22 protein-coding genes and 1 pseudogene are annotated in these 25,070 nt (G+C 68.0%); 14 read left to right on the forward strand and 9 right to left on the reverse strand.

Annotation, left to right across the window (positions count from 1 at the left end; translation table 11 throughout):
• Positions 1-2: 2 nt before the first annotated feature.
• From WJ438_RS11860 to WJ438_RS11875, 4 genes are all read left to right on the forward strand, one after another.
• A complete protein-coding gene (locus tag WJ438_RS11860; protein WP_406725207.1) occupies positions 3-341 on the forward strand; it encodes a hypothetical protein in 339 nt (112 codons plus the stop codon).
• 94 nt (positions 342-435) lie between these two features.
• Entirely contained in the window at positions 436-1,710 is a 1,275-nt protein-coding gene (locus WJ438_RS11865) for an ISL3 family transposase (protein WP_406723578.1), read from the forward strand.
• 63 nt (positions 1,711-1,773) lie between these two features.
• Positions 1,774-3,762 carry a hypothetical protein gene (locus WJ438_RS11870; RefSeq protein WP_406725208.1) on the forward strand — a complete coding sequence of 663 codons (1,989 nt, stop codon included), beginning with the start codon at positions 1,774-1,776 and terminating at the stop codon, positions 3,760-3,762.
• A 71-nt stretch (positions 3,763-3,833) separates the two neighbouring features.
• On the forward strand, positions 3,834-4,358 hold the full coding sequence (locus tag WJ438_RS11875) for a hypothetical protein (protein ID WP_406725209.1): 525 nt from the start codon (positions 3,834-3,836) through the stop codon (positions 4,356-4,358).
• Here the strand turns inward: WJ438_RS11875 and WJ438_RS11880 are convergent.
• Together WJ438_RS11880 and WJ438_RS11885 are read right to left on the reverse strand one after the other, a co-directional pair.
• Entirely contained in the window at positions 4,314-4,829 is a 516-nt protein-coding gene (locus WJ438_RS11880) for an ATP-binding protein (protein WP_406725210.1), read from the reverse strand. The genes WJ438_RS11875 and WJ438_RS11880 overlap by 45 nt on opposite strands.
• Positions 4,830-4,990: 161 nt before the next feature.
• A complete protein-coding gene (locus WJ438_RS11885) occupies positions 4,991-5,242 on the reverse strand; it encodes a hypothetical protein (RefSeq protein ID WP_406725211.1) in 252 nt (83 codons plus the stop codon).
• A 201-nt stretch (positions 5,243-5,443) separates the two neighbouring features.
• On the opposite strand from WJ438_RS11885, the gene WJ438_RS11890 reads away from it, so the two are divergent.
• The 6 genes from WJ438_RS11890 to WJ438_RS11915 all read left to right on the forward strand — a co-directional run bounded on the left by WJ438_RS11890 (position 5,444) and on the right by WJ438_RS11915 (position 9,621).
• Entirely contained in the window at positions 5,444-5,539 is a 96-nt protein-coding gene (locus WJ438_RS11890) for a DUF397 domain-containing protein (RefSeq protein WP_406725212.1), read from the forward strand.
• A gap of 186 nt (positions 5,540-5,725) precedes the next feature.
• Complete coding sequence (locus WJ438_RS11895) at positions 5,726-6,178, forward strand: hypothetical protein (RefSeq protein WP_406725213.1); 453 nt, start codon at positions 5,726-5,728, stop codon at positions 6,176-6,178.
• 51 nt (positions 6,179-6,229) lie between these two features.
• On the forward strand, positions 6,230-7,060 hold the full coding sequence (locus tag WJ438_RS11900; RefSeq protein WP_406725214.1) for a hypothetical protein: 831 nt from the start codon (positions 6,230-6,232) through the stop codon (positions 7,058-7,060).
• A gap of 176 nt (positions 7,061-7,236) precedes the next feature.
• On the forward strand, positions 7,237-7,956 hold the full coding sequence (locus WJ438_RS11905) for a DUF6571 family protein (RefSeq protein WP_406729658.1): 720 nt from the start codon (positions 7,237-7,239) through the stop codon (positions 7,954-7,956).
• Between the two features lie 5 nt (positions 7,957-7,961).
• Positions 7,962-8,501: a hypothetical protein gene (locus WJ438_RS11910; RefSeq protein ID WP_406725215.1), complete on the forward strand. Its 540-nt coding sequence runs from the start codon at positions 7,962-7,964 to the stop codon at positions 8,499-8,501.
• A gap of 313 nt (positions 8,502-8,814) precedes the next feature.
• A complete protein-coding gene (locus WJ438_RS11915) occupies positions 8,815-9,621 on the forward strand; it encodes a hypothetical protein (RefSeq protein ID WP_406725216.1) in 807 nt (268 codons plus the stop codon).
• Between the two features lie 80 nt (positions 9,622-9,701).
• On the opposite strand, the gene WJ438_RS11920 is transcribed toward WJ438_RS11915, so the two are convergent.
• From WJ438_RS11920 to eccB, 7 genes are all read right to left on the reverse strand, one after another.
• Entirely contained in the window at positions 9,702-10,004 is a 303-nt protein-coding gene (locus tag WJ438_RS11920) for a WXG100 family type VII secretion target (RefSeq protein WP_406725217.1), read from the reverse strand.
• Positions 10,005-10,053: 49 nt separating this feature from the next.
• Positions 10,054-10,395 carry a WXG100 family type VII secretion target gene (locus WJ438_RS11925; protein WP_406725218.1) on the reverse strand — a complete coding sequence of 114 codons (342 nt, stop codon included), beginning with the start codon at positions 10,393-10,395 and terminating at the stop codon, positions 10,054-10,056.
• Positions 10,396-10,496: 101 nt separating this feature from the next.
• On the reverse strand, positions 10,497-11,687 hold the full coding sequence (locus WJ438_RS11930) for a S8 family serine peptidase (protein ID WP_406725219.1): 1,191 nt from the start codon (positions 11,685-11,687) through the stop codon (positions 10,497-10,499).
• 122 nt (positions 11,688-11,809) lie between these two features.
• Entirely contained in the window at positions 11,810-13,570 is a 1,761-nt protein-coding gene (locus WJ438_RS11935) for a hypothetical protein (RefSeq protein WP_406725220.1), read from the reverse strand.
• A complete protein-coding gene (locus WJ438_RS11940) occupies positions 13,567-14,004 on the reverse strand; it encodes a hypothetical protein (RefSeq protein WP_406725221.1) in 438 nt (145 codons plus the stop codon). Before WJ438_RS11940 ends, WJ438_RS11935 begins: the two co-directional genes overlap by 4 nt.
• Positions 14,005-14,248: 244 nt before the next feature.
• Positions 14,249-15,526 (reverse strand): type VII secretion-associated serine protease mycosin, encoded by a 1,278-nt coding sequence (gene mycP, locus WJ438_RS11945; protein ID WP_406729659.1) that lies wholly within the window; start codon positions 15,524-15,526, stop codon positions 14,249-14,251.
• 27 nt (positions 15,527-15,553) lie between these two features.
• Positions 15,554-17,089: a type VII secretion protein EccB gene (eccB, locus tag WJ438_RS11950; protein WP_406725222.1), complete on the reverse strand. Its 1,536-nt coding sequence runs from the start codon at positions 17,087-17,089 to the stop codon at positions 15,554-15,556.
• Positions 17,090-17,314: 225 nt separating this feature from the next.
• Here eccB and eccE point away from each other — a divergent pair, with 225 nt between their 5' ends.
• The 4 genes and pseudogenes from eccE (at position 17,315) to WJ438_RS11970 (ending at position 25,068) form a co-directional block, all read left to right on the forward strand.
• Positions 17,315-18,631 carry a type VII secretion protein EccE gene (gene eccE / locus WJ438_RS11955; RefSeq protein ID WP_406725223.1) on the forward strand — a complete coding sequence of 439 codons (1,317 nt, stop codon included), beginning with the start codon at positions 17,315-17,317 and terminating at the stop codon, positions 18,629-18,631.
• Positions 18,628-19,440 carry a hypothetical protein gene (locus WJ438_RS11960; protein ID WP_406725224.1) on the forward strand — a complete coding sequence of 271 codons (813 nt, stop codon included), beginning with the start codon at positions 18,628-18,630 and terminating at the stop codon, positions 19,438-19,440. The genes eccE and WJ438_RS11960 overlap by 4 nt, the downstream gene beginning before the upstream one ends.
• A 383-nt stretch (positions 19,441-19,823) precedes the next feature.
• A pseudogene (locus tag WJ438_RS11965) lies at positions 19,824-22,860 on the forward strand (SCO5717 family growth-regulating ATPase).
• Positions 22,861-23,154: 294 nt separating this feature from the next.
• Positions 23,155-25,068: an ABC transporter substrate-binding protein gene (locus WJ438_RS11970; RefSeq protein WP_406725225.1), complete on the forward strand. Its 1,914-nt coding sequence runs from the start codon at positions 23,155-23,157 to the stop codon at positions 25,066-25,068.
• Positions 25,069-25,070: the final 2 nt, after the last annotated feature.

Consider the following 25,070-nt stretch of genomic DNA (forward strand, 5'->3'; position numbering starts at 1 on the left):
GCATGCCCATCACCTACGAGGACCTCATGCAGGTGGAGTTCGGCAAGTTGGGCACCTCGGTGTCGGACTGGAAGAAGGTGGTCGCCCACCTGGAACAGCTCGAGACCGATGCCCGTGACGGCCTCAAGAAGAAGTCCGACCGCGCACGCTGGGAAGGCGTGAACGCCGGTGTCACACGGGAGTTCGTGGACAAGACCGCCAAGGAGTTAGCCGATCTCCACACGGAGGCCGACAGCATCTTCCAGGTCCTCGACGACGCTCACCACGAACTCGAAGCGCTGCAGAAGAGCGTCAGGACGCTCACCGGCGAGGCCGGGGAAAGGGGCTCTCCTGCCGTATGAGTGGGTGTCCTGACCTGCTCTGATACGTGAAACACGCCGTCCCCTGTGACCCTTGAGGTGTTGAGGCTCAAGTTGGATCAAGCAGGAAAACGGCGTGTCTGTCTTCAGGATATGGAAGCGGACGCTGACGGTCGACCACACGGTGATCGAAGGTGTCCGGATCGATGAGAGCGAGCGGTGCGTGATCGTGTCGGTACGGCCCGACGCGCGGCGGCGGGGGCGGTGCGGGGTGTGCCGCCGGCGGGCCCCGGGCTATGACGCGGGACGGGGCCGGCGCCGGTGGCGGGACCTCGACCACGGGGCGATGCGCGTGTTCCTGGAGGCCGCCGCACCCCGGGTGGCCTGCCGGACCCACGGGATCGTGACCGGTGCGGTGCCCTGGGCCCGCCACGACGCCGGACACACCCGTGCCTTCGACCAGCAGACCGCGTGGCTGGCCGCCGAGTGCTCCAAGTCCGCGACCGCGCAGCTGATGCGGACCTCCTGGCGCACGGTCGGCGGCATCGTGGCGCGCGTGGTCGCCGACCGCGACCGGACCGTCGACCGACTCACGGGGCTGGTCCGGATCGGGATCGACGAGATCAGCTACCGCAAGGGGCAGAAGTACATGACCGTGGTCGTGGACCACGACACCGGCCGGGTCGTCTGGATGGCCGACGGGCACGGCAAGACCGTCCTCGCCCGTTTCTTCGACAACCTCGGCGAGACGCGGGCCGCCCGCCTCACCCACATCAGCGCCGACGGCGCGCTCTGGATCGCCGAGACACTGGCCGAACGGGCCCCGGCCGCCCTGCGTGTGATGGACCCCTTTCATGTGGTGGCCTGGGCCACCGACGCCCTGGACGTCGAGCGCCGGGCCTCCTGGAACCGGGCCCGCCACCAGGCCGCCGACACCGACGGCCGCGAGCGTGCCCGGGCGCTGAAGGACTCCCGGTTCGCCCTGTGGAAGAACGAAGCCGACCTCACCGACCGCCAGGCCGCGAAGCTCGCCTGGATCGCGGCCACCGACCCCCGCCTGCACCGCGCCTGGCGCCTCAAGGAAGCTCTGCGGGCCGTGTTCTTGCTGGCCAAGACCCGTCCCACCGCCGCGTTGCAGGCCCTGGACCGGTGGATCGGCTGGGCCCGTCGCTGCCGCATCGACGCCTTCGTCGACCTCCAACGCCGCATCCGCCGCCATGACGACGCCATCCGCGCCGCCTTGACCACCGGCATGAGCAACGGGCTGATCGAGTCCACGAACACCAAGACCCGCCTCATCATCCGCCGCGGCTTCGGCTTCCACAGCGCGGACGCGATCATCGCGCTCGTGATGCTCACCCTCGCCGGCGACAAGCCCGCCCTCCCCGGCCGCCAACCCGCCACGGAGTGACCCACTCATACAGCAGGAGAGCCGGAAAAGGGCTACACCGTTCAGGACAACGGTGACGGAACGGTGAGTGTGGGGGTTCGGCCCAGGTCGGGCGCCGACCCGAAGGACAGCAAGGACGGCAAGGACGCCACGGAGGAGGAGCGGCAGCGCTACGCCGACTCCCTCACGCGGAAAGTCGCCCGTGCCAACGACATCGACCTCTCCACCAAGCTGGCCCTCAAGCGGGCGCACGGGAACGACCCGTACAACGCCGGTCACGCGAAGTACGAGTCCCTCAACGACGCACAGGTCGAACGCGCTCTGGAACTCGCCAAGAAGCGCGAGGACATGACCGACCGGGAACTGGCGGAACTGAACCGGCTGCTGCGCCACAACGGACGTGAGAAGGACGGAGAGTTCGCGACCGAGTTCTTCGAGGGCCTGGGCGGACCGAGGCAGACGCTCGAGTTCTACGCCGCCCTGTCGATCGACGGCACCGGTGAGGACGCCTCGAAGACCCGCCTGGCCGGCGTACAGGACCTGCAGAAGTACATGGGTCACGCCCTGGCCAACGCGACCGACCCCTACACCCCGCAGAGCGGTCGAGGGGACCGGCAGCACCTGCCCTCGTCGTGGGGCGCGGAGTTCCGCAAGCTGGGCACTCAGCAGATCGAGTGGGAACGCGGCATGTGGAACAAGCCCTACGGATACCAGGTCCTGGGCGGTCTGCTCCGCTACGGGAACTACGATCCGGCGTTCCTGACTCCCATCGCGGAGCACGTCACCCAACTCCACCAGGAGGATCCTCACCGCTTCCTGTCCAACAAGCCCGCCGGCAGCGACGACCGCTACGGGTTCAACCCCTCCGGGAAACTCGGCAGCGGTAACGACCCGTTGAACAGCGTCCTGGAGGCGCTGGGGCACAGTCCCGAGGCAGCCGAGCGGTTCTTCACGGAGAAGCCCACGGCGTACAACGAGGACGGCACGATCAAGTCCGGGGGCAAGACGGACTTCAAGTCCTACCTCGATCTCTTCACGGACAAGGACTTCGAGTGGACGATCGACAGGAACACCACCAACGTCCTGGCGGATGAGGAGGCGACGAGCACGGCTCTCGCCTTCGGCCCGAACGCTCTGGGCCACGCCCTCGAGGCCGCCGCGACAGGGCACCCGTACGACAGTGACACGATCGACCCGTCGGTCAAGCACAGCACGGCACAGGCGGAGCTGGTCCACGACATCGTGGAGAAGTTCGCCAAGAACCCGGACCTGCTGACGCACAACATGAACGGCGACCTGGAGGACGAGGAGACCGGCCCTCTCTACGCCCTGCGCGACAGCCTGGGCAACATCGCGGCGGATTACATCGGCGATTTCCAGCGGTCGATGTACCTGGAGGATTCCGACAGCAAAACCTTCCCGGTCAACGGCACGGCTGCCGAGCTCGGGTACGGGGACGCGCAGAGGTTCCTGGGCCTGGTGGGGCAGGACCCCGACGCGTACAGCGCCATCACCTCCGCCCAGCAGGCTTACACCGCGAACGTGGTGCAGGAGTTCTTGAAGGCGGAGGGCAAGGACCTCACTTCGGAGGACGGCGGGCGCGTCGGGGATCTGGTAGCGCCGGGGGCTGCCATTGCGGGAATCATGAGCAACTCGCGGGCGGACGCGATCTACGACTACCACACGGCCTCGAACGCGGAATACAACGAGGCGGCAGCAGACAACGCCAAGTGGGTCAACCGGATCCTGGGCCTCGGCACGGGAGCCATTCCCGCTCCCTTCTCCGTCGTGGCGGAACCGGTCAACTGGCTGGCGGAGGACGTAACCGAAAGCGTCGTGAAGAGCGTCGAGAAGGACACCACGAGTGAGGCCGAACTCAGCGCGGGTGAGGAGTATTCGAGGGGGAGGGAGGGAGCAATGGAAGCATCCGAGAAAGCTGTCACCAGTTACTTTACTTACCACGAAGGAGTCAATGAAGAAACTAGGAATGCAATCAATCGAGCGGTTCGCACTCAAGCAGGAGTGAGCCATTCCGATGGCGCTCAGTGGAATTCCTCGGGAGATGGAACGTGAGACACCCTTGAACTTCAATCCTCCGCCCATTTGACCACTCCCTGACATCCGAGAATAGACATAGAAGGCTGGTGCCACTCTTGCCAAGGAAAGCACTGCTTACTACCGTTCTCCTTTCACTGGCACTTACCGCCTGCAACTCGTCGAAGGAGGGACTCTCCTATCCCGCCCCGGACAACATTTGCGGAATCCCAGCAGAAAAGGAAGTTCTTGAATCTCTGCTCGACGACGGCGAAGAACTGAAACAAGACACCGGATACTTCAGCCTTACGGAGGGCCAGTTCTGCCACATGTACGTGGACGGAAACGAATCCGTGATCAGCGATGCCAGTTGGCGCGGAAAGGGATACTCATTGCGTGATCTTTTCCAAGACCGAAAGAAAAAAGGCATACGCTATCTCGAGGGCGGAAAATACGCTTCTTGGGAATCTGGGGTGGCCACAGTCATTTCATGTCCCGGAGTCAGCGAGGAAGGGGATGTGGTGTCCGTGGAAGTGAACGACATGAACTGGACCGAAAAGTCACAAGCCCTGCTGGAGAAGCTCGTCCCTTCATACTTCGACGCCTACAAGAGAAAGCTCGGCTGTCAACCTTGAGCGGCACTCGGGCCGGAGAGGTGTGGAGCGGTGCAGGGAATGACGGCCCACACGGTCTTGCCCGGGCCCCAACCGTTCGGTGACACCCCATTCCCCGGCCAGCGCCTCGACGAGAGTCAGCCCACGCCCACCGTCCATGTCGGGCCGTTCGCCCCGCGCCCTCACCGGCCGTCGTTCCCCACGCGCGTCGCTCACCTCGACCCGTACGAGCCTGCCGCAGGGTTCGACCGTCAGCCGCAGCTCGGCGTCCCGGCCGGGGACCCGGCCGTGGGTGACGGCGTTCCTGGCCAGCTCCGCGACGACCAGCTCGACGGAGTCGTGGGCCGGGCTGCCGTAAGACCACCCCAGGTATCCATCCGCTGGGAGGCGAGGCGTCGGGCGAGCCGGGCACCGCGTGGGGTGGCGGAGAAGCGGAGGGTGAAGACCCTCCGCTCGGCGAAGAGGAGGGCGGAAGCGGCCTTTCGCTGCCACCGGGGGAATTCGTCATGCCCCCGAAGATCCCGTGGCAGCAGCCCGTTCACCAGGTTCGACGCCCCCACGGCAGTGCTCTGTAGGGACGTCGGGCGAGGGCGCCGGACGGTGTCGGGGCGGCTGCCCGCCGCCCGCGCTCGCGCGCCCCGTACCAGGGCCGTCTAGGCCGGCAGCGGACGCACCCCGTTTTCGTCCGTCACCTCGTACACGTCGATGCGCAGCAGCGCACGGACCTGGACCGGAACGCGTTCGACGGCTTTCACGGACGAGGACGGCACGATGAGTGCGTACCGTATCCGGGAGTCCTGGCTCGTCATCCGGCGCAACAGCTGCCCGTAGGCGATGTCGGCGTCGATGCCCTTCTCGCTGGTGCGGCCCTTGGCCTCGCAGATCAGCCGCTCGGCGCCGCGCACGGCTTCGACGTCGGTCCAGCGGTCGGTGGGTTCGACCGGCGTCCAGCCCGCGGCGAGCAGCCAGGTGCGGAAGGCGTCGATGACCCGGTCCTCGTCGCTGTCCCGGGCCAGGATCGTCCGCAGCGCCGCGAGGTCGGCCTCCTGGTTGCGCCGCAGCCGGCCGCGGCCGTCCGCGTCGAGGTCGCGGACGCTGGTACGGCCGTGCTGGTCCGTGACTCCAAGCGGCCTGGCGATGCGGTCCTGACTGTCGGCGCCGACCAGTGGGCGGCGTTCGTACGGATGACAGCACACGGCTGATCCGAAGAGGGAGGGGCGGTCAGAAGCCAGGACTTGGCCTCCGACCGTCCCTGCTCTGTGCGCGAAGGCGTCAATCCTGTGTCGCACGGTCGGGATTCGGTCTGCCCCGTCCCTTGAACAACGCAAGTCGGCCTGGTTGTTAGCCTGTCGGGCGCACGCCAATCGAGTGGACGGGGGCAGGAAGGCATGACGGAGCCTGTCACGGAGCAGTACGGCAGCGTCGGTGGGACCGGGCAGCCGGTCGGTATGCGGCTGAATCAGCACCCGGCGGACCCGGGAGGCCCGCAGGGGCCTGTGAGCGGCGGCCGGAAGGACCTGGCGTCCAGCCCCGCTCGGAAGAAGGCCGCGGCCAAGGCCATCGAGGAGAACATCGAGCCCGACACCCGCAAGGCTGGCGACTGGGCGAACGAGGAGACCAACGCCGCGGTCAAGGCCTTCGCCGCGAAGGACGGCCACGGGTGGGTCACCTCAGGAGCGCTGAAGAAGGCGCACAAGACCTGGGACGAGCAGGTGCAGAACCTGATGTCCCGTCTGAGTTCTGAAAAGGAAGCCCTGCGCAGCACCAACATCCTTTTTCAGAACACCGACTTCGGCGTCGGACAGGGCGTACGCCAGTCGTCCAACCTGGACGCCTACTGAGCCGCCCGCTCCCGCCACCGACCGTTCACGCCGACGCGCACCACGGAGACCATGCCGACGTATCACGAGATCATGACGACCGACCTGGCCACGCTCACCACAGCAGCCGACGGCTGGGATGACATGGCCAAGGAGTTCAACAAGCAGGAGAAGGCCTACAAGCGGGACGTGCACGGCATATCCATGGGCCAGACCTGGCTGGGGCTGAGCGCGGACGCCGCCAACCGCCGCTTCGACACCACGCTGACGGAATACCAAAACGCCCAGACCGAGGCAAAGGCCATTGCCTCCCTCCTGCGCGACGCCCACACCCAGTTCGTCGACCTCCGCGGCAAGCTCAGGACCGCCCGCCAAGATGCCATCGACGCCGACATGAAGGTGTCCGACCAGGGCGTCGTCTCCTACGACACCCAACGGCTCAGCGAGAGCACACGTACCGCCTACCGCCACGACCCCGATTTCCAGGAAAGCGTCCGCAAGAGCGTCCGCTCCTGGCAGGACCGCATCGACCAACTCGTCAAGGATGTCACCGACGCCGACAAGGGCGTCGAGATCGCCTTCAACGCCGTCGTCTTCGACACCGACCCCCAGGACGGCACGTTCAACGGTTTCAACGGCCAGGGAAGGGCGACATCGAGAAGTACGAGGCCGAGAACGCCGAGGACATCGCCACGAGGATCGCGGGAGGCGAGAAGGTCACCGCCGCGCAACTCGCCGAATTGGACCGCGCGTTCCGAGACAACGCCAAGAGCAAAGAGTTCACACAAACTCTCCTCAGCGGTCTGGGTGCTTCGGGGACCATTGAGCTCACCAACCGGCTCAGCACGCTCAGCCACGGCGGCAAGGACCGGGGAACGTTTGCGGGTCTTCAGGAGGGCTTAGCCAACTCCCTGACGACAGCGACGAAGAACTCTGACTCCGCTTTCTACAAGAAGTTCCGCACCGACATGCAGAGGGTCGGTGTCCAGAAGTTCGACCTCGACGTCGCCACCCAGAAGATTTCGGTCGGTGTCGGACACGGTCAGCAAGTGCGTGGCTACCAGAGCCTGGTCACTCTGATGCAAGCGGGCGACGGATACTCCGGGCAGTTCCTCAAGGACCTGGCCACCGACATTCGAGCCGTCGAAGACAAGAAACAGGGCGGGGACCCGGATGTATGGGACCTCAGTGGCCGCTTCAGCGGAAAGGACGACGGCTGGTTCGCCAATGATCCGCTCGACGGTGTGCTGGGCATCATGGCCAAGGACCCGGGTACGGCCACCAGTTATCTCGACCCAGGCCCCGACGGAAAGAACGACAACCTCACGTACCTGCTCACGGAGCGGGATTGGAACCATGTCGACACCACTCGCTGGCAGGGCAAGGTCCAGGTGACGGGTGAGGACACTTTCGACCAGGATGTACGAGCAGGACTGGGGCTCGCGCTGGCCGCAGGTGCCACGGGCAACGTGGCGGGAGCCGATGGAACCGAGTTCGGTCGCCACACGGCCGCGCAAGCCCGTGTCATGCACGACACGGTCAACCTCCTGGACTACGGACACGCTGACGGCACGTTCGGTGAGGACAAGAAGGAGCCCCGCGCACCGGGAAGGCCGACGAGCTGCTGGCCGGTGACGAGTACGCCGCCTTGCGCGCGCCCCTCTCTCAGGCACTTGCCGACTACTCACCGGATGTTGTGGAGACCATCAACGGCGACGCTCCGGGCGGCCGCGCCGGCAAGGCGGACGTCTACGAGAATGGCGACGACTCCCAGGTTCAGAACAGCCGCAGCAGCTTGATACGCATGATGCGTGGCGTATCGGAAGCAGACGACATCCAGAACTTCGAGCGCATTTATCATGCGCAACAGGGTTATATGTCCGAGCAACTGATGGACAAGGATTTCCCGAACGCTACCGCCGCCCTGAACGAGGCCCGCAAGTATGGCGAAGTCACCGGTGCCCTTAACGCCGTCGGCGGTGACGTAAAGATGGACGTACACGACGACAAGATTTCCGATGCGACCGATACACGGTTCTACGGCTACCACATCGGTGGCGGCATGATCACCAACATTCCGATAGTAGGAGACATGTCCCAACGCCTGGTGGACATCTCTCTCAATAACTGGCTGGCGGGAGTACAAGCAGAAGAGGGTTCCTTGGCCAAGGAGGAGTTGAACCGGAGCAACGACGTAGCGCAAGACAGCATCGACCGCTACTTCGACAGGTGGGGCGAGGAACGAAGCCTGGCCCCAGAGATCGCTGAGGACGCCGCTGGTGAGGCCCAGCAGAGCTATATTTCCGGACGGCAGACCGCGTACGAAGCTCTGCGGTCCCACTGAGCCCACGCCCGAGACAAGGAATCGATACACACATGTCCCCCAGTCCACACAGGAAGAAGTCACTGCTCATCACTGTGGGAACGCTGGTTGCCGTCAGTGCTCTTGTCTCGGTGCACATGTGGCAGAACACGAATGTGCTGGGGTCGGCATCATTCTGCGACCAGCGGGTGGAGTCCGCGGACGCACAGGGTGCCCTAAATTCCTCGGGCCGGGTCTCGGAAGGGCGCGTGCAAAGCTCCCCGGCAAGCCGGAATTCACGTGTGTGATCGAGCGCACCAGTCGCTTCCTCGGGGACACGGACCAGCAAGTCACCTTGAAGACCGCGAACGAGCACGGGCCCTTCCCCTACACCACCCATGTGTGGAAGAATCCCGGCGCACGTTCCTACTTCAAGGGCGAGACGAACGGGGCCGTGACCCCCACCGGGGGGTATGTCGTCCTGCCGAAGTCGTGCTGGAGCAAGGTGGGCGACGTACAGGGAGCCCTCATCGTCTCGCCCGACGACGACAGCGTGTCCGCCGTCGAAGCCACCGTGACGAAGGGCCGGGCCGACCCGGAAGGGCTGGCCCACCTTCTGGCCCGCGTGGCGCGGAAAGTCGCCGCGGACGCCGGATGCGCCACCCCGGCGCTGGAGGAGTCACCGGAACTCGCCGCGCCTGACGGCGTGCGCACAACGGACGTCGGGAAGGTGTGCGGACTGCCAGGCTTCTCCTTGCCCGACGACGCCGTGATCACCGGTGTCGCCGAACCCGATCAGGAGCAGATCAGCAAGGGCGCGAAGGAGGTGTGGGCGTGCGATCTGATCCTGGACGGCAGTGCCGGGGCCGCCGTCTCCTTCGCCGCGACCTCGGACCGGGACATGGTCGACGCGGCCCTTCAGGACACTTACGGTTTCCGCGAACTGCCCGACGGTCACGGCATCGCCGCCGTCGGCCAAGCCGTTCTGCACTGCGCCGAAGGCGACGTGTACTTCGCCGCTCACTGGAACCGCGAGTACGCCGGCGCCCTTTCGGACAAGCAGGATCGGGTCTCGAAGGTCCGCGGGAACACGTTCGACGCCTTCGTCGCCTCTGCGGCCGACCTGTATTCCTGCCCTGACGTCACGCTTACGGAAAGCTGAGAAGACGGGATTGTGGATAGAGGACAGGGTGGACACCTCCCGCGCGTGTCCACCCTGTTCGCTTTCTTGGTGCCGGCCTGCTACATGAAGTAGCTGGCGCCCCTCAGGTCGCCGCCGCGGTAGTCACCGCCAGCGGTGCCGACGCGCTGGCCGATGCTGACCAGTGCCTGGTGGATGCCGGAGGCGTGGCGGTCCCACTCCTTGGTCTTCTTGGTGAATTCCTCGTAGGCCTCGCCTCCCCAGCCCGCGGCCGCGTCCAGCACGGCCTTCTTGAGGGCCTCGAGGTCCTCCTCGAGCTTCTTGGCCTGGTCGCCGAGTTCGGTGGCGAGCGCGTCCATGGTGCCGTAGGTGACGGCGAGTTCGCTGTAGTGGGGTGCGGACATGTCTTCCTCGTTTCTTCGGGAGCCGGCAGATCCTCTTCGAGGACTCGCGTCAGTACTGGCTGAGTGCCGAGGTCTTTCCACCGAGGTCGTCCACCGAGATCTTGGCGACGTCGGCCTCGATCTGGTCCTCGAGCTTGCGCTTGTCGGCCTTGTTCAGCTGGATGCCCTCGAGGAAGTCGTCGAGCATACGGCCGATCGAGGCCATGTGGCTGTTGATCTCCGTCTGCTTCTTGTCGAAGGCGATGGCGCCCTGGCCGGTCCAGTGCTTCTCGATCATGTCGATCGTTGCCTGGAGTCGGGTGAGAGACTGCCTGATCGAGTCGTATCGGTCGACGACGTTCGTCTGGAGCTTCTCTACTTGGGCCTCGTAAAGCTTGCGGCCTTCAGCCATGTCGGCAGTCCCTTTCGTGAGAGCGGTGGTGCGGTGCGGTGCGGCACCGCGTGGTGGTGGGTGGTCGATTGCGCCGGGGCCGGCTGGTGTGTGCGCCTTTCCTATGCGCCTCGTCGTGAGCGGATCACGGCGAAGGCGCCGCCCCCGATCACCAGGACCGCCGCTGCGGCTCCGAGGGTCACCCAGAGGGTGGTGTTGTCGGAAATCCCCTTGTCAGAGGCGGCTGTTGATGTCTGGTCACCGCCATCCGACGTTTCCGGTTCCTTCGAGGGCTCGGGCGACGGTGAGGCGGAGACGGCCACCGGGTTGCCCGAATCGTCCAGGAGGCCTATGGCGTTCTCCCTGGCGAGCGGGTCGGTGTCAGGCGGGCCGGGCTTGAGGTCCTCGTTCATCAGGACCCTGCGCGGACGGATCAGGCCGTAGCCGAGGTAAACGCTCGGGTCGTCCTTGGCCCAACTGCGGCCTGCGGTGTCGATGAGGCTGGCGAGGACCTGATTGGCGGTCCAGTCGGGGTGGGCGGACCAGATAAGGGCGGCAGAGGCGGAGGTGAGAGCGGTGGCGGCACTCGTTCCCCCTTGATCGCAATACGAGCGGAAGGCCGCATCGCACCAGCCAGGCATGTCCAGCCCAGGAGCTGCCAAGTCGACGTAGTTTCCGTACTCCGAGAACTTCGCGACTTTCCCGGACTCATCCGATGCGGCAACACCGACTACATAGGGATAGGCGGCCGGGTAACCAATGAGGTTCTTCTTTTTCGCGTCATTTCCCACGGAGGCGAACATCAGCTTACCCTTGGATTGAGCATACTTTACGGCAGCCTCTGTTTTGGAGTCGCCACCGCCACCAAACGACATACTGATGATTTTGGCATCGCTGTCAGCAGCGGCTCTGATCGCCTCGGCCGGGCTCGGAGTCTTGCTTATCTCCGCCTTGTTCTTCAGAACATCGGTGAAAACAATCCGGTAAGGTACGATTCTGACTCCGGGAGCAAGCCCCTTTATGCCTCCGCCCGCACCGGTACCGGCAATCAGTTCCGCCATGGTTGTGCCATGACCATCGTAATCATCAGTGGCCCCATAAGCGACAGCTTGTGGCACTTCGTTCGCGAGTACCTGCCCTTTCAGGGAAGGAGTTTCAGGGTTGACACCAGAGTCGATGACCGCAACCTTGACTCCCTTTCCGGTGCTCACTTTCCACATCTCATCGGCTTTCATCGCCGACAGGTACCACTGCTGCGACTGGACGTCTGCAGCTGCCGCACCGGACGTCAGACCTGCCGAGAGGATGACCACAGCCCCAAGTACTGAGCAGACGCCAGCACCCCATCTTCTGTGACGCCTCCAGGAGGGCGCGCTCTGCCTAACCCGTCGGCTGAACCTTGACACCATGCCTCTGTCGTCCTTCTTCAGTCCGGTCAGTCGGTCGCCGAGGTGTCGCCGCGTCGCTCATCACGACGTGAACGATCTGCACCGGAGCCGCGGTTACCTGTGGCACCACGTTGAGCCCCGGAGCCCTCAGAGGTGCGTCCGCTGTTCCTTGTGCCGGAAACCCTTCCATTGGGCATTCCGACGACACCGTCAGAGCTGCCGGCGGAACGACGGGACGCCCGTCCTGTGTTCGACGTCGTAGGAGGTGTTCCGATCACCCCGTGTTGACCGGGCCTTTGTCCGGTCACGCGCGGGCCAGATGCGCCTTCACCACCGATGACCGTGCCGCGCGGCAGCTTGGAGCCTTTTCCGCCAGGCGCAGCACCCATGACAGGCCGTCCGCCGACAACACCATCGCTACTGCGCCCGGGGCCGCTGCGGCTGGCCGGTGAGGCTCCCATGGCGCTCACAGGGCCGCGGGGGACACCGCCAACCTGTCCGGGCACCGGTCCTGCGGGCTTCGGTACCCCACCGACGACGCCACGTCCCACGGGACCAGTTCCGTGGCTCCCTGCCTGCCCCGGCATGGCGGTACGCCCCACTTGCCCCAGCGGGCCATTCCCACGGCTTCCCACCGGCCCCGGCATGGCGGCACGTGGGTTCTGGCCCACGGGACCAGGTCCCGTACGAGCTGCCGGGCCATTGCCTGCCGCGCCTCCGGCTCGGCCCTGCGCCGGAGGGGGACTCTTGGCCGCGGGCACGCCGCTGGGTCCCGTGGTGCGCCCGGCGGTCCCGTGAAAGGCTGGTGGGACCGCTCTGGTGGCGACGGGAGGAATCGATCCCTGCTGACCAACGGGACCAGCTGTTGCCAGCGGTGTGGCCGTGGCCGGTTTCATGGCTTCCTGCGGCGGCAACACACCGACGCTGTTGATCTCCGTGCCGACTCGCTGGTCTGGACGTACAACGGGATCGACGGTTTCCTTGGCGACGGGTGCTGGACCCCCTGTTGACTGGGACCGCCCGGCAGGGGAATCAACCGGCTCTCGGTCCACGGCTGCCGAGTCACCGATCCCTGGGAGCCCCGGGACCTCCCGCTCCCGAGGAGGATCTACTCGGTTACCGCCCGACGGCGGCGGGACCCCCGCATCCGGCATCTTCGGGAACACCGGTTCCTCGGCCTTCGCCATCGTCCCCGCCGACACCGTGTAGAACGACGCCAGCCGGTACATCTGGTTGATGGCTTCCTGGCGGTGGTCCTCTGCCTTCACCGCTGCCGTGTACTCGTCGTTGCTCTCGACCTGCTTGGCCTCGGGGATCTCCTCGACCGGTTTGGGGTCGGTGCGGTTGTCGCGCGGGGGCATGGACTTGCGGACGGAGGCGAGGCCGGAGCCGGCGGCCATGACCTGGGTGCCGACGACGTCGGCGTAGCCGGCGATGCCTTCGGCGGTCTTGACGAGGCTGGTGGCCCATTTGGTGAAGGCGGTCTGGGACTCGCCCTTCCAGTTGATGTCGCCAAGGAGATTGTCCTTGAGTTCGTCGGCGGCCTTCTGGATGGCGTCACGGGCGTCGACGAGGGCGGTGCCGGCGGACTCCAGGAGCTCCGGGTTGGCGGACTCGACGATGTCGATCATCTGGTTGAGGCCGTAGTTCTCGAAGCTCGTGGAACCGAAGTGGAAGCCCCGGACCGAACCCAATGGGCTGACGACGAGGCTGGTCATGTTCGTGACGGCGTCGAGCATGTCGTTCTGTGCCAGCGCCTCCTGCCGCTCCTCCTGGTGCAGGTCCGGCTTGTTCTCCTCGCCACTCATCGGTACCCCGCATCGGTCTGGTCGGCGCGGTTGTCCCGCTTGTTGTGCTGGTTGAGCATCTCTTCCCGCGCCTGGTTGACCTCGAGCCGGATGTCGTGGAACCGCCGACGCTGTTCCTCTTCGAGGTTGTCGAAGGTGACGTCCACGCCGTGTACGGCGATCCGCATGGCCTCCAGTTGGAGTCCCAGCGACTTGGAGAGGGCGGTGATGCGCTCGTGGACGCGCTCGTACTCCAGGTGGAGCATCTTGCCCTCCGGGAAGGCGCCGCTGCCGAAGGCGGTCTCCGGCAGGCTGTGGGCCCGGACCTTCGACGGTCCGCCCGGCGATTCCTCGAAGGTGGAAAGCAGGTCGTCCACCCGCTTCTTGAACGTCGACAACGCCATCACACCGCGGCGCAGATCCGCCGCGCCTCCGCCCCCGTCTGCAAAAAGCACTCCGCTTTCCTCCCCGTTCTCCCCGTGCTGTGGCCGGATCCGCGCACGTCCCCTGACGGTTCGCGCTCTTGCGGCGATCACGACCGCAACCACAACGGAACCACTCTAGTGATCCGCACCGACAGTCCCAACTGCCATATCCAGTCGTGGTACTGGCACTCGGTAGGCCCCCACCCGTCGTTCACCGGACAATACGGTTCCCACTTCGGTCGCGGGCACCCCGACCGTGATCCAGCGGTCTTTCTCACATTGCAGAGTGGTCCCTGCGAACGTCCGCCGTCCGGGGCCGTCGGCGTGCGTCCCGGATCGCCACCGCCGTTCCGCCCAGCCCCGCCACCAGGACCGCCGCGCCGACGGCGACGTAGGTCGCGAGGCGGACGTTCCGTTCGTCGGCGGTCTCGCCGAGCGGGAGCTTCGCCGCGGCAGGTGCCTCGGCCGAGGTCAAGCCTTCGTCGGGCCTGGGAGACTCGATCGGCCGGTCGTCCTCCGCCAGCGCGCGGACCGGGTCCACCACTCCCCAGCCGACCAGGCGGTCGTGACCGGCGATGGTGCGTTCCGCGGTCTGTTCGATCTGGGCGACGATCTGGCGCTGGGTCCAGGTGGGGTGCTCGGCCTTGATGAGCGCCGCGATGCCCGCGACGTACGGCGCGGAGAAGCTGGTGCCGTTGTCGGAGCAGTGGCCTCCGCGGGGAACGGTGGAGATCATGTCGACGCCCGGGGCCGCCACGTCGACGAAGTCGCCGGACTGGGAGAAGGACGCGCGTTCGTTGTTGCGGTCGGAGGCGGCGACGGCGAGGACGCCCTCGTAGGAGGCGGGGTAGGTCTTCTTGATGTTGCCGCCGAGTCCGTCGTTGCCCGCCGATGCGACGACGACGATCTCCTGGGCGAGGGCCTCCTTGACCGCCGCTTCCAGCTTCGGGTCCGGTTCGACGGCGCCCGCGGTGTCCTGGGAGATGTTGATGACGTCCGCACCGGCCTGGACGGCGTAGCTGATCGAGTCGGCGAGGGTGTCGGTGTCGCCGTGGCCCTCCGCGTCGTTCTGCTGGATCGGGATGATGGTCGCTTCGGGGGCCAGGCCCACGAAGCCGGTCCCGTCGTCGGGCCGGGCGGCGATGATGCCGGCGACCTTGGTGCCGTGGCCGACGGTGTCGGTGGTGCCGTTCTCGTTGCCCCGGTCGATGGGGTCGCCGTTCTCGTCCTTGAGGCCCTTGGGCAGGAAGTTGCGGCCGCTCTTCACGTCCACCGCGTTCTTCAGCTGTGGGTTCTTCACGTCGACGCCGGTGTCGATGACGGCGACCCGTACGCCCTTGCCCTTGGACTCGCTCCACAGCTCGTCGAGTTGGACGCGCTGGAGGGACCAAGGGCGGCCCGGGTAGGTGGCGTTGGGGTATTCGCACTGGCCGGAGAAGGAGTCCTCTGCGGCGGCCGGGGGTGCGATGGACAGGACGGACAGGCAGGCCCCCGTCAGCAGGGTCGCGGCGGCTGCCGTCGGGAGAGGGAGAGGCAGGGGGCGGAGGCGCATGCGTCGCATGAGGGGTGGCGTCCTCCGCTACGAACCCTGCGGCTGGCGTGCCGCAGCCGTGGACAGGCGGGGGCCCGTGGGGAGGAACGCGGACCAGGCGGCGGGGATCGGCGCGGGGTCCACGTCGGAGTAGCCCAGGCGTGTCTGGGCCTGCTGGGCCTCCTGTTCCAACTCCTTCTTCTCCTCCGCCGACATGCCGATCCCGGCGTCGTCGGTGGCGCTGTCCGCGTTGGACTGCAGGACGTAGCGGAGGCCGGTGTCGGTGACCAGGAAGACGGGGCCCGCCTTCGTCTCCGCGCCCTTGAACTGGCGGTAGAGCTGACCGGAGCCGGGTGTGACGTAGGCGCTGGAGGAACCGGCGGGGAGATCGGCCGGGAAGTCGATGCCCGCCCAGGTGCTGAGGGTGGTGGCACCCTTGTCGCCGACGCCGCGCAGAACGTTGCAGACCGTGTTGCGGCTGCCCTTGGTGTTCGACGCCGAGTTGACCGCCTCGGGGGTGCCGGTCGGCCAGTCGTGCTCGGTGCCGAAGGGCTCGCCCGGGACGATCGCCCCAGGGCTCATGTCCAGTGCCTGACCGGCCTGCCCGACCTGAGCCAGGTCCTTGCTGAACAGCAGGAGTTGGGCGACGAAGGCGGACACCGGCGCGACCCGACCGGGCAGTACGACGTAGTACTGCTCCTTGTTGTTGTCGAACGCCTTGAGCACCGTGCCGACCTTGTCTGCCGACTCGCCGAGCCGGCCGGGGGCGTTCGCGGGTGTGCCGGGCGTCCCCTCGATGTCCGGGAAGGTGATCGGGTCTCCCTGGTGGAGGGTCGCCAACCACTCCCGGGACACCCGCTGGGGCTCGCGCCCGGAGCCGACGACAGTGCGCAGCAGCAACTCCAGGTCGGCACCGGTGTCCACCTCGTCGACCTGGTACGCCGTGCCGCCCGGGTCCACGATGAAACGCTTGCCGTCGGGGTCCACCACGTAGAGCAGTTCGCCGCCGGTCAACTGCTGCTTTCCCTCGGTCAGTTCCTTCTCGCGGTCGGCGAGGACCAGCGCGGCCTTCTGGAGGGACCGGCCGCCCGCGCTCGGACGCTCACAGACCACCCACCGCTTGGCGGCGCCCGCCTCCTTCTCGGAGGGCAGACGGTCGGGGGCGTACGGGATGCCGATGGTGAGGCCGTGCGGGATCCTGCCGCTGTCCAGGAGCGACTCGCTCACGGTGACGACGTCGCCCTTTCCGGGGGCGAGGAGGAGCTTGGCGGACGCCATGTTGAGCACCGGGTGCAGCTGGGCCTCGTCGCCGGTCTTCAGGACGACGTACCGGGTGGTCGACTTGCTGGCGATGATCACCTTTTCGTTCGGGGTGTCCCAGCCCTTGGGCGCGGTGGGCTTGAACATGCCCCAGGCGCCGAACACGGCCATGACGATCACGCCGATGACGAGTCCGGGCACCACGCCCCGCAGGGGGCGCGGCGCACCTTCCTCGGAGCCGTGCGGGAACGACTGGACGTAGGCCGCGAGCAAGCGGCGCTTCGCGAAGGTGTAGGCGTTGAGTTGATCCCGCCGAGATGCCATTGGTGAGTGTCTCCCCCCGTGTCCCGCCCGTGTGCGCCCGTGTCCCGCCCGTGTCACTCGGGCAACGCCGGGGATCGCCGTCCCCCGCCCGCCGATGTCGGACGCGGCCCCTACTATGCCTGGTGTGAGAGGGGAGTTGGGGACCGGGTAGGGTGCCTGGGCCCTCCGGGGCCTGGTGCGGTGCCGGAAATTCAGCGAGTTGTGGGCGAATTGGGGGATGGAGTGATGGCTGCCGGAACGCGGGCCTCGAATCGTGACCGGACAGGGGCACGCGGCTCCGCCGGGCCAGGGGCACGGGCGACGCGGCAGCCGTCCGCGCGAGGCGGTCTCCCTCTCAGGCTGCGTGCGGGGCGGCCGGGGTCGTTCCGGCTGCAACGGATCGTACTGCTGGAGCTCGCGGCCGCCGTCCTCCTCACCGGGTGGGCCCTCGGCACCCTGACACTGGTGCCCGCCGCCGCTGTCGCCGTCGCGCTGGTCCTGCCGGCCTTCGTCCGTCGCCGGGGCCGCTCCCTGCCCGAATGGGTCGCCACGGCACGGGCTCTGCGCGCCCGGCAGAAGCGCGCACCGGAGCTGGTGATAGCGCCCGGCACCGAGCCGGGACTTGCCCCGGCCCTGGAGTGCGATCCGAGCCTGCGCACGTACGCGTACGGCGGCCGGGAGCGGCGGCCCGTCGGCATCATCGGGGACGGGACCTTCGTCACCGCGGTGGTGCAGGTGGAGGGGGACGCCACCGCCCTACGCGCCGAGCGGAGCCGGCGACCGCTGCCGCTGGCCTTGGTGCGGGACGCACTCGAGGTGGACGGAATCCTCTTGGAATCGGCGCAGATCGTGCTGCACACGCAGCCCGCGCCCGCGCTGCACCTGCCGCGTCAGTCCGTGGCCGTCAGCAATTACGCACCGTTGCAGGAGCAGACCGGCGCTCCCGCGGTACGGATCACCTGGATCGCGCTGAAGGTCGCCCCGGAGCTGTGTCCGGAGGCCGTGGCGGCCCGTGGCGGCGGCTTGGCCGGCGCGCAGAAGTGCGTCGTACGGGTCGCCGACCACCTCGTCAGCCGGCTGACCGGCGCCGGGTTCCGCGCCACGGTGCTCGACGAGGAGGAGCTGACGTCGGCCATCGCCACGTCGGCCTGCGCCAACCCTCTGGTGACGGCCGAAGCGGGACGGGCGAACCGGCATGAGAGACGCACCGAGGAGTCCAGCCGGAGCTGGCGCTGCGACAACCGCAGGCACACCACGTACTGGATCCGCAGGTGGCCTCAGCTGGGCGGCGACCGCGGGGTCTCCCTGCCCCAGTTCGTCGCGCGGGTCACGGCGGTTCCCGCACTCGCCACCACGGTCAGCCTCACCCTCGCGCGCGCGAACCGGCGGGAGATGTCGCTGCGGGGCCATCTGCGGATCACCGGGCGCAGCGCCGAGGAACTGACCGAAGCACGGCGTGCGTTGGAGAACGCCGCACGGGAGGCGGGCGCGGCGCTGACGCGGCTCGACCGGGAGCAACTGCCGGGTGTACTCGCCACTCTGCCCCTCGGAGGTGTTCGGTGACCGCCATGACGACACGGACCGCTGACGGGCCGGACGGGTACGGCGCGCCGGGAGCCGCGGACGTACCGGGCGGTGCACAGCCGCAGGCCGCCCGGCGGGCGCGCGGCCTGCGGCACGCCGGTTTCGGCCTGCTCGGCCCACGCCACGGCCGCCACACCCTGTCCGCGGAGGACTTGGACGCGCTGTCACTGCCCATCGGGGACGACGGCGTCGTCATCGGGGTGGACGCCGAGGGACAGTCGGCGGTGCTGGGGCTGAACCGGCCCACGCCGTACGAGGTCGTGCTCATCGGCGGTCTGTGGACGGCCCAGGTGTTCGCGCTGCGGGCCGCGGCGACCGGCGCGCGGGTGGCCGTGGAGACCGGGCGTGCGCAGGCGTGGACGCAGATGGTCCATGCCATGGGCGGCGGTCAGAACGGGCTCGCGGTCTACGACGTGGGACGGGTACCGCCGCTGGGTGCCTCGGCCGGCACGCCGGTGCTGGTGGTGCGCGACTGCGGCATGCGGCCGCCACGGGGACGCGTGGTCTCCGGGCCCTGGAAGTCGGTGCTGACGCTTCTGCCCTATCTCAGCCCCGTCGCGCCCCGGCTGATCCGGCAGGCGCGTCTCGTGGGCGTGCAGCGGATATCGCCGGACGAGGCGCGGGAGTTGGGCCGCTCTATGGCCTTGCCCAGGGGTGACGTGGACGCGTTGCCGACCCTCGCGGACGGTGTCACTCTCTGGTGCGCGGACCGCGATCGGCAGTACGTGATGACTCAACCGACGGACGCCGAGGTCGGGCTGCTGGGTACGCCGCGACGGATGGACTGAAGGCACGGCCACTCGGCGGCACGTGGGGGAAGTATTCCGATTCGTCCCTTCTTCGGCACGGAACGTGCCGTGGTGTGGTGTGCGACGCGTTGTCCGGTGCCCCCGCGGGCATGGCGGTGCCGCCGACCAGGCCGTGACGGAACGGGCGTGTACCGAGCGACGGACGGGCCTGCCGGTGTGCCGACATCGGCGATTAGGCTGGGACCGGGCGCGACGCCAGAACCCGTGGACCGGGCGTCGGCGTCCCGGGGGAGCCGGTGGGTCGGACGACCGTGAATCGGACGAACTCGCAGCGGCCCTCGAACGGCCTCGAAAAAGTCCGGATGACGAGAAATGGTCGCCTCAGCACGGCGTGAGGGTGCTCGACCACACCAGGAGGAACTGTGAGCAGCGATCGGGACGGGACGCGCGGGGGCTGGGCGACACCCGGCGATGACCAGCCCGACGCGGAGTCCGCCGTCGAGGCGACGGGCGAGTTCACCATCGACTACGCGCCGCCGGCCTGGTACACGCAGAACACTTCGGAGGGTTCGGGGTCGGGGAACTCCGGGACGGGGGCCGTCACTTCGTCGCCTTCCTCTCCGCTTTCCCCGCCCTCTCCGGTCTCCCCTGCTTCCCCGCCCTCTCCTTCGTCTGCTCCCGCTTCGGGTTCCGGCGGGCCCGTTCCGCCGTTGCCCGGGTTGACTCCCCCGCCGCACGCGGTGGGTGCCGGGGAGCCTTCGCCGACTCCGGCGCCCGCTCCGGGTGCGCCTTTCCCCCGCCCGCTCCGCCGTCCGGGGGGCCGGGCGCCGTGCCCAGGCTGCCGGTGGGGAGCGGATTCGAGCCGCAGCAGCCTCCGGAAGGTGACGAGCGGGGCGAGGCACCTGTGCCCGCGCCCCGGTCTGTGCCTGAGCCGGAACCGGACTCCGGTAACGGCGATCTCGAGAGCGGTGCCACCATCCGGTTCTCCGCCGCCTCCCTGAAGCGGGAGATCCGGGAGCGCGAGACCGAGGCGGAGACGGCGCCGAAGCCGGACACGCGGCTGGAGTCGGCCGACGATCAGGACGGGACCGACGACGTCGCGGACGTCGCGGACGTCGAGGCTGCCGACAGCGCCGAGGCCGAGGACATCGCCGTCGCCGACCCCTCCGAACCCTCCGCGGAGGACGGCCAGGACGACGGGCGCGACGCGTACGGCACGAACGACGCCGAAGACCCCGAAGACGCTGTCGACGCCCCGGTCGTCGCGGCCGAGGTCGAGGCAGACGCGCCCGAACCCGACGGCACGGCCCCCTCCGGCGTGGAGCCGACCGACGTGCCATGGGGCAGTGGGGGCGGTTCCGACGGTGCGGATGACGCCACGAGGACCCCGGACGGCGCAGACAGCGCACCTCAGGATGCCGTCCCGGCTCCCTCCGACCCCCCGGCCTCGTCCGCCTGGACTCCCCCGGCGCCCCCGGTGGCGCCGCCTCCGTCGTACCCCGCTACCCCGGCGCCCGCGAGTCAGTGGCCCGCACAGCCGCCGCAGGCCCCCGCGGCGGCACCGGCACAGCCGGCTGCTGCGCAGGTACCCGCGCAGCAGCCGGCGTTCCAGCCGCAGGCGCCGCAACCGGCACCCGCCGCCTGGAACGCGCCGGACGGGCCGCCGCCACCGCACCAGGCACCGGCTCCGCCCTCCCAGCAACCGGTACCGCAACCGGCACCACAGCCTGGACAGCCGCCCGCTCCGCAGGCCGGATACGGCTTCCCCCAGCCGGGCGTTCCCGCTCCCACTCCCACCCCCTCCCCCGGCGCCCCCGCCGGTTACGGGTTCCCGCCCGCCGGTCCCGTGCCGGCCGCCCCGACTCCCCCGGTGCAGCCGGGCGGTTACGGCTTCCCGCAGCAACCGCCGGCACAACAGGCGTCCCCCAGCAGCCCGTACCCCCGCAGGCACCGCCCCAGCAGCCCGTACCCCCGCAGCCGCAGCAACCGCAGGCCGCCCCGCAGGGATTCCCCCTCCAGCAGCCCCAGCCCCAGCCCCCGCACGCCGGTCAGCCGCCGCAGTCGCCCGTCGATCCCCGCGCCGGGGCCGCCTGGCCGCAGCCGATCCAGCACGACCAGCGGCAGCAGACCAACCCCGGTGCCGCGCCGCTCGGTTACACGGCGGCCGTGGAACTGTCGTCGGACCGGCTGCTCAACAAGAAGCAGAAAGCGAAGAGCAGCCGCCCCGCCGCGGGCGGGTCGCGTTTCAAGCTGGGCGGCAAGAAGGAGGAGGCCGAGCGGCAGCGGAAGCTGGAGCTGATCCGTACGCCGGTGCTGTCCTGCTACCGGATCGCCGTGATCAGCCTCAAGGGCGGTGTCGGCAAGACGACCACGACCACCGCGCTCGGCGCCACCCTCGCCAGTGAGCGGCAGGACAAGATCCTCGCGATCGACGCCAACCCCGACGCCGGCACGCTCGGCCGCCGGGTGCGGCGGGAGACCGGGGCCACCATCCGTGACCTGGTGCAGGCGATCCCCCACCTCAACTCGTACATGGACATCCGGCGGTTCACCTCCCAGGCCCCCTCGGGCCTGGAGATCATCGCCAACGACGTCGACCCGGCCGTCTCGACGACCTTCAACGACGAGGACTACCGGCGGGCCATCAACGTTCTGGGCAAGCAGTACCCGGTCATCCTCACCGACTCCGGTACGGGTCTGCTCTACAGCGCCATGCGCGGGGTCCTGGACCTGGCCGATCAGCTCATCATCATCTCGACGCCGTCCGTGGACGGCGCGAGCAGCGCCAGTACGACACTGGACTGGCTGTCGGCCCATGGGTACGCGGATCTCGTCTCGCGGTCGCTCACGGTCATCTCGGGTGTGCGGGAGACCGGCAAGATGATCAAGGTCGATGACATCGTGTCGCACTTCCAGACCCGTTGCCGCGGCGTGATCGTCGTACCGTTCGACGAGCATCTGGCCGCCGGTGCGGAGGTCGACCTCGACATGATGCGGCCGAAGGTGCGGGAGGCGTATTTCAACCTCGCGTCGATGGTGGCCGAGGACTTCGTCCGGCACCAGCAGTCGCACGGCCTGTGGACCTTCGACGGCAACCCGCCGCCGGTCGCCGCCCCGCCGCTGCCGGGGCAGCACATCCCGGGTCAGCCGTACCCCGGACAGCCGGGCCCGTACCCCCAGCAGCCGCAGCCCGGCCAGCCGTACGCCCCTCCCGGACAGCCGGGGCAGCCCTACCCGCAGCAAGGTCAGAGCCACCCCCAGCCCCCCACACCGCCCGGCCCGGCATACCCGCAGGCCACCCCCGGCCAGCCGTACCCCCAGCCCGGCTACGGTTATCCGTACCCGAGCCCGCCCGGCCACCCGGATCAGCACGGTGGGCACGGCGGAGGGCAGGCACCTCCCCCGCAGGCGCCGCCTCCGCAGGCACCTCCCCCGCAGGCTCCGCCTCCGCAGCAGTAGGGAATACCACCCGATCGGCCCCTTTCGAGGGGCCGGTCCCGTTTCCGGCCCGCACCGTACTCACACGGATGCGGGCCCTCCCGTTTTCGGGGTGCGGCACAGCGCCAGGCGCTGGCCAGGAGCGCTTCAGTGGTCTCGACCAATGGACACAAGATGCTCGTCAATTCGTTATTTCCGCAGGCCACATGGGGTGTGCACGCCGTTGACGCCCGCAGATACCGCTGATAGACACTCACCACTCACCTGATCAACCAGTCCTACCCGTGCGAGTGATGACGCGAGGTCAGCGACCCTATGGACACGAACGATCAGTACGGCGGTCAACACGAGAACAGGCGTCCGGGCACCGGGCCACGGTCCAGACCACGGACAGGAGGCGGCGTTGCGCGCCGCGTCCGGCTCGCCACGGCGGCCGGTGCGGCCGCGCTCGCCCTCACCGCCGGGCTCGCGACCCCGCTCGACCCGGCGCCGCGGCAGGCCCAGGCGGCCGACGACGGGAAGCAGACGCTGACCGTCGCGGTGGCGCAGAGCGTCGACTCGCTCAGCCCGTTCCTCGCGGTGCGGCTGCTCAGTACGAGCATTCACCGACTTATGTACGACTATCTGACCAACTACGACCCCGAGGACAACCACGTCATCCCGGGTCTGGCCACCGAGTGGAAGTCGTCCCCGGACAAGTTGACGTGGACGTACACCATCCGCTCCGACTCCAAGTGGTCGGACGGGCAGCAGGCCACCGCCGAGGACGCGGCGTGGACGTTCAACACGATGATGACCGACGAGGCCGCGGCCACGGCCAACGGCAGCTTCGTCGCCAACTTCGAGAAGGTCACCGCGCCGAGCCCGACCGAGCTGGTCATCCGGCTGAAGAAGCCGCAGGCCACCATGACGGCGCTGGACGTGCCGATCGTGCCCAAACACGTGTGGGAGAAGGTCGACGACTTCTCGAAGTTCAACAACGACAAGGACTTCCCGATCGTCGGCAACGGGCCGTTCGTCCTCACCGACTACAAGCCCGACAGCTATGTGCGGCTGGAGCCCAACAAGGACTTCTGGCGCGGGGCCCCGAAGTTCGACGAGTTGCTCTTCCGGTACTACAAGGACCAGGACGCGGCGGTGTCCGCGCTGCGCAAGGGTGAGGTGTCGTTCGTCGCCGGGTCGCCGTCCCTGACGCCGGCGCAGGCGGCCTCACTCCGGAACGAGAAGAACATCAAGGTCAACAACGCGCCGGGCCGCCGCTTCTACGCCCTCGCCACCAATCCGGGCGCGAAGGCCAAGAACGGCGAGAAGATGGGGGACGGGCACCCCTCGCTGCTGGACCAGCGGGTCCGCAACGCGCTGTTCAGGGCGGTGGACCGGAAGACCATCATCGACAAGGTGTTCCAGGGCCACGCGGAGATGGGCGCGGGCTACATCCCGCCGCGATACGAGCAGTACTTCTGGGAGCCGTCGGCCGACCAGGAGCTGGCGTACGACCCGGCGGAGGCGGCCCGACTGCTCGATCAGGCGGGCTACAGGAAGAACGGTGACGGCAAGCGCGTCGGCAAGGACGGCAAGCCGCTGAACTACCGGATCCTGTGCCACGCCACCGACCCGAACGACAAGGCCATCGGCAAGTACCTCGAGGAGTGGTGGGGCGACCTCGGCATCGGGATCACGCTCAGCTGCCTGGACAACGTGACCGATCCATGGCTCGCCGGCGAGTACGACCTGGCCTTCGACGGCTGGTCGGTCAACCCCGACCCCGACTTCGTTCTGTCGATCCACACCTGCGGGGCGCTTCCGGCGACCCCGAAGGACACCGGCGCGACCGACAACTTCATCTGCGACAAGAAGTACGACGAGCTGTACGCACAGCAGTTGGTCGAGTACGACCCCGCCGAACGGGCGAACATCGTCAAACAGATGGAGTCACGGCTGTACGACCTCGGGTACATGAACGTCATGGCGTATCCGAACGCGGTCGAGGCGTACCGCACCGACCAGATCGAGTCGATCACCACGATGCCGAAGAAGGCGGGCAACCTCTACGGCCAGGATGGTTACTGGAGTTGGTGGTCCGCGGTGCCGGCGAGCTCCGGTGAGGCATCCGACGACGGATCGTCGACGGGTGTGACCGTCGGGATCGCCGCGGGTGCCGTCGTTCTCGTCGGGCTGGGGGTGTTCGTGGCGATGCGGCGGCGGGCCACCGCCGAGGACCGTGAGTAGGG

The sequence above is a fragment of the Streptomyces sp. GD-15H genome (genome assembly GCF_045291515.1).
Classification (GTDB): domain Bacteria; phylum Actinomycetota; class Actinomycetes; order Streptomycetales; family Streptomycetaceae; genus Streptomyces.

What these genes read in the sequence shown, in the direction of transcription:
- WJ438_RS11860 (WP_406725207.1), top strand. Translation starts at nt 3, where the DNA reads ATGCCCATCACCTACGAGGACCTCATGCAGGTGGAGTTCGGCAAGTTG.
- WJ438_RS11895 (WP_406725213.1), top strand. Translation starts at nt 5,726, where the DNA reads ATGACGGAGCCTGTCACGGAGCAGTACGGCAGCGTCGGTGGGACCGGG.
- WJ438_RS11900 (WP_406725214.1), top strand. Translation starts at nt 6,230, where the DNA reads ATGCCGACGTATCACGAGATCATGACGACCGACCTGGCCACGCTCACC.
- WJ438_RS11905 (WP_406729658.1), top strand. Translation starts at nt 7,237, where the DNA reads ATGCAAGCGGGCGACGGATACTCCGGGCAGTTCCTCAAGGACCTGGCC.
- WJ438_RS11910 (WP_406725215.1), top strand. Translation starts at nt 7,962, where the DNA reads ATGATGCGTGGCGTATCGGAAGCAGACGACATCCAGAACTTCGAGCGC.
- WJ438_RS11920 (WP_406725217.1), bottom strand. Translation starts at nt 10,004, where the DNA reads ATGTCCGCACCCCACTACAGCGAACTCGCCGTCACCTACGGCACCATG.
- WJ438_RS11925 (WP_406725218.1), bottom strand. Translation starts at nt 10,395, where the DNA reads ATGGCTGAAGGCCGCAAGCTTTACGAGGCCCAAGTAGAGAAGCTCCAG.
- WJ438_RS11935 (WP_406725220.1), bottom strand. Translation starts at nt 13,570, where the DNA reads ATGAGTGGCGAGGAGAACAAGCCGGACCTGCACCAGGAGGAGCGGCAG.
- mycP (WP_406729659.1), bottom strand. Translation starts at nt 15,526, where the DNA reads ATGCGCCTCCGCCCCCTGCCTCTCCCTCTCCCGACGGCAGCCGCCGCG.
- eccB (WP_406725222.1), bottom strand. Translation starts at nt 17,089, where the DNA reads ATGGCATCTCGGCGGGATCAACTCAACGCCTACACCTTCGCGAAGCGC.
- eccE (WP_406725223.1), top strand. Translation starts at nt 17,315, where the DNA reads ATGGCTGCCGGAACGCGGGCCTCGAATCGTGACCGGACAGGGGCACGC.
- WJ438_RS11970 (WP_406725225.1), top strand. Translation starts at nt 23,155, where the DNA reads ATGGACACGAACGATCAGTACGGCGGTCAACACGAGAACAGGCGTCCG.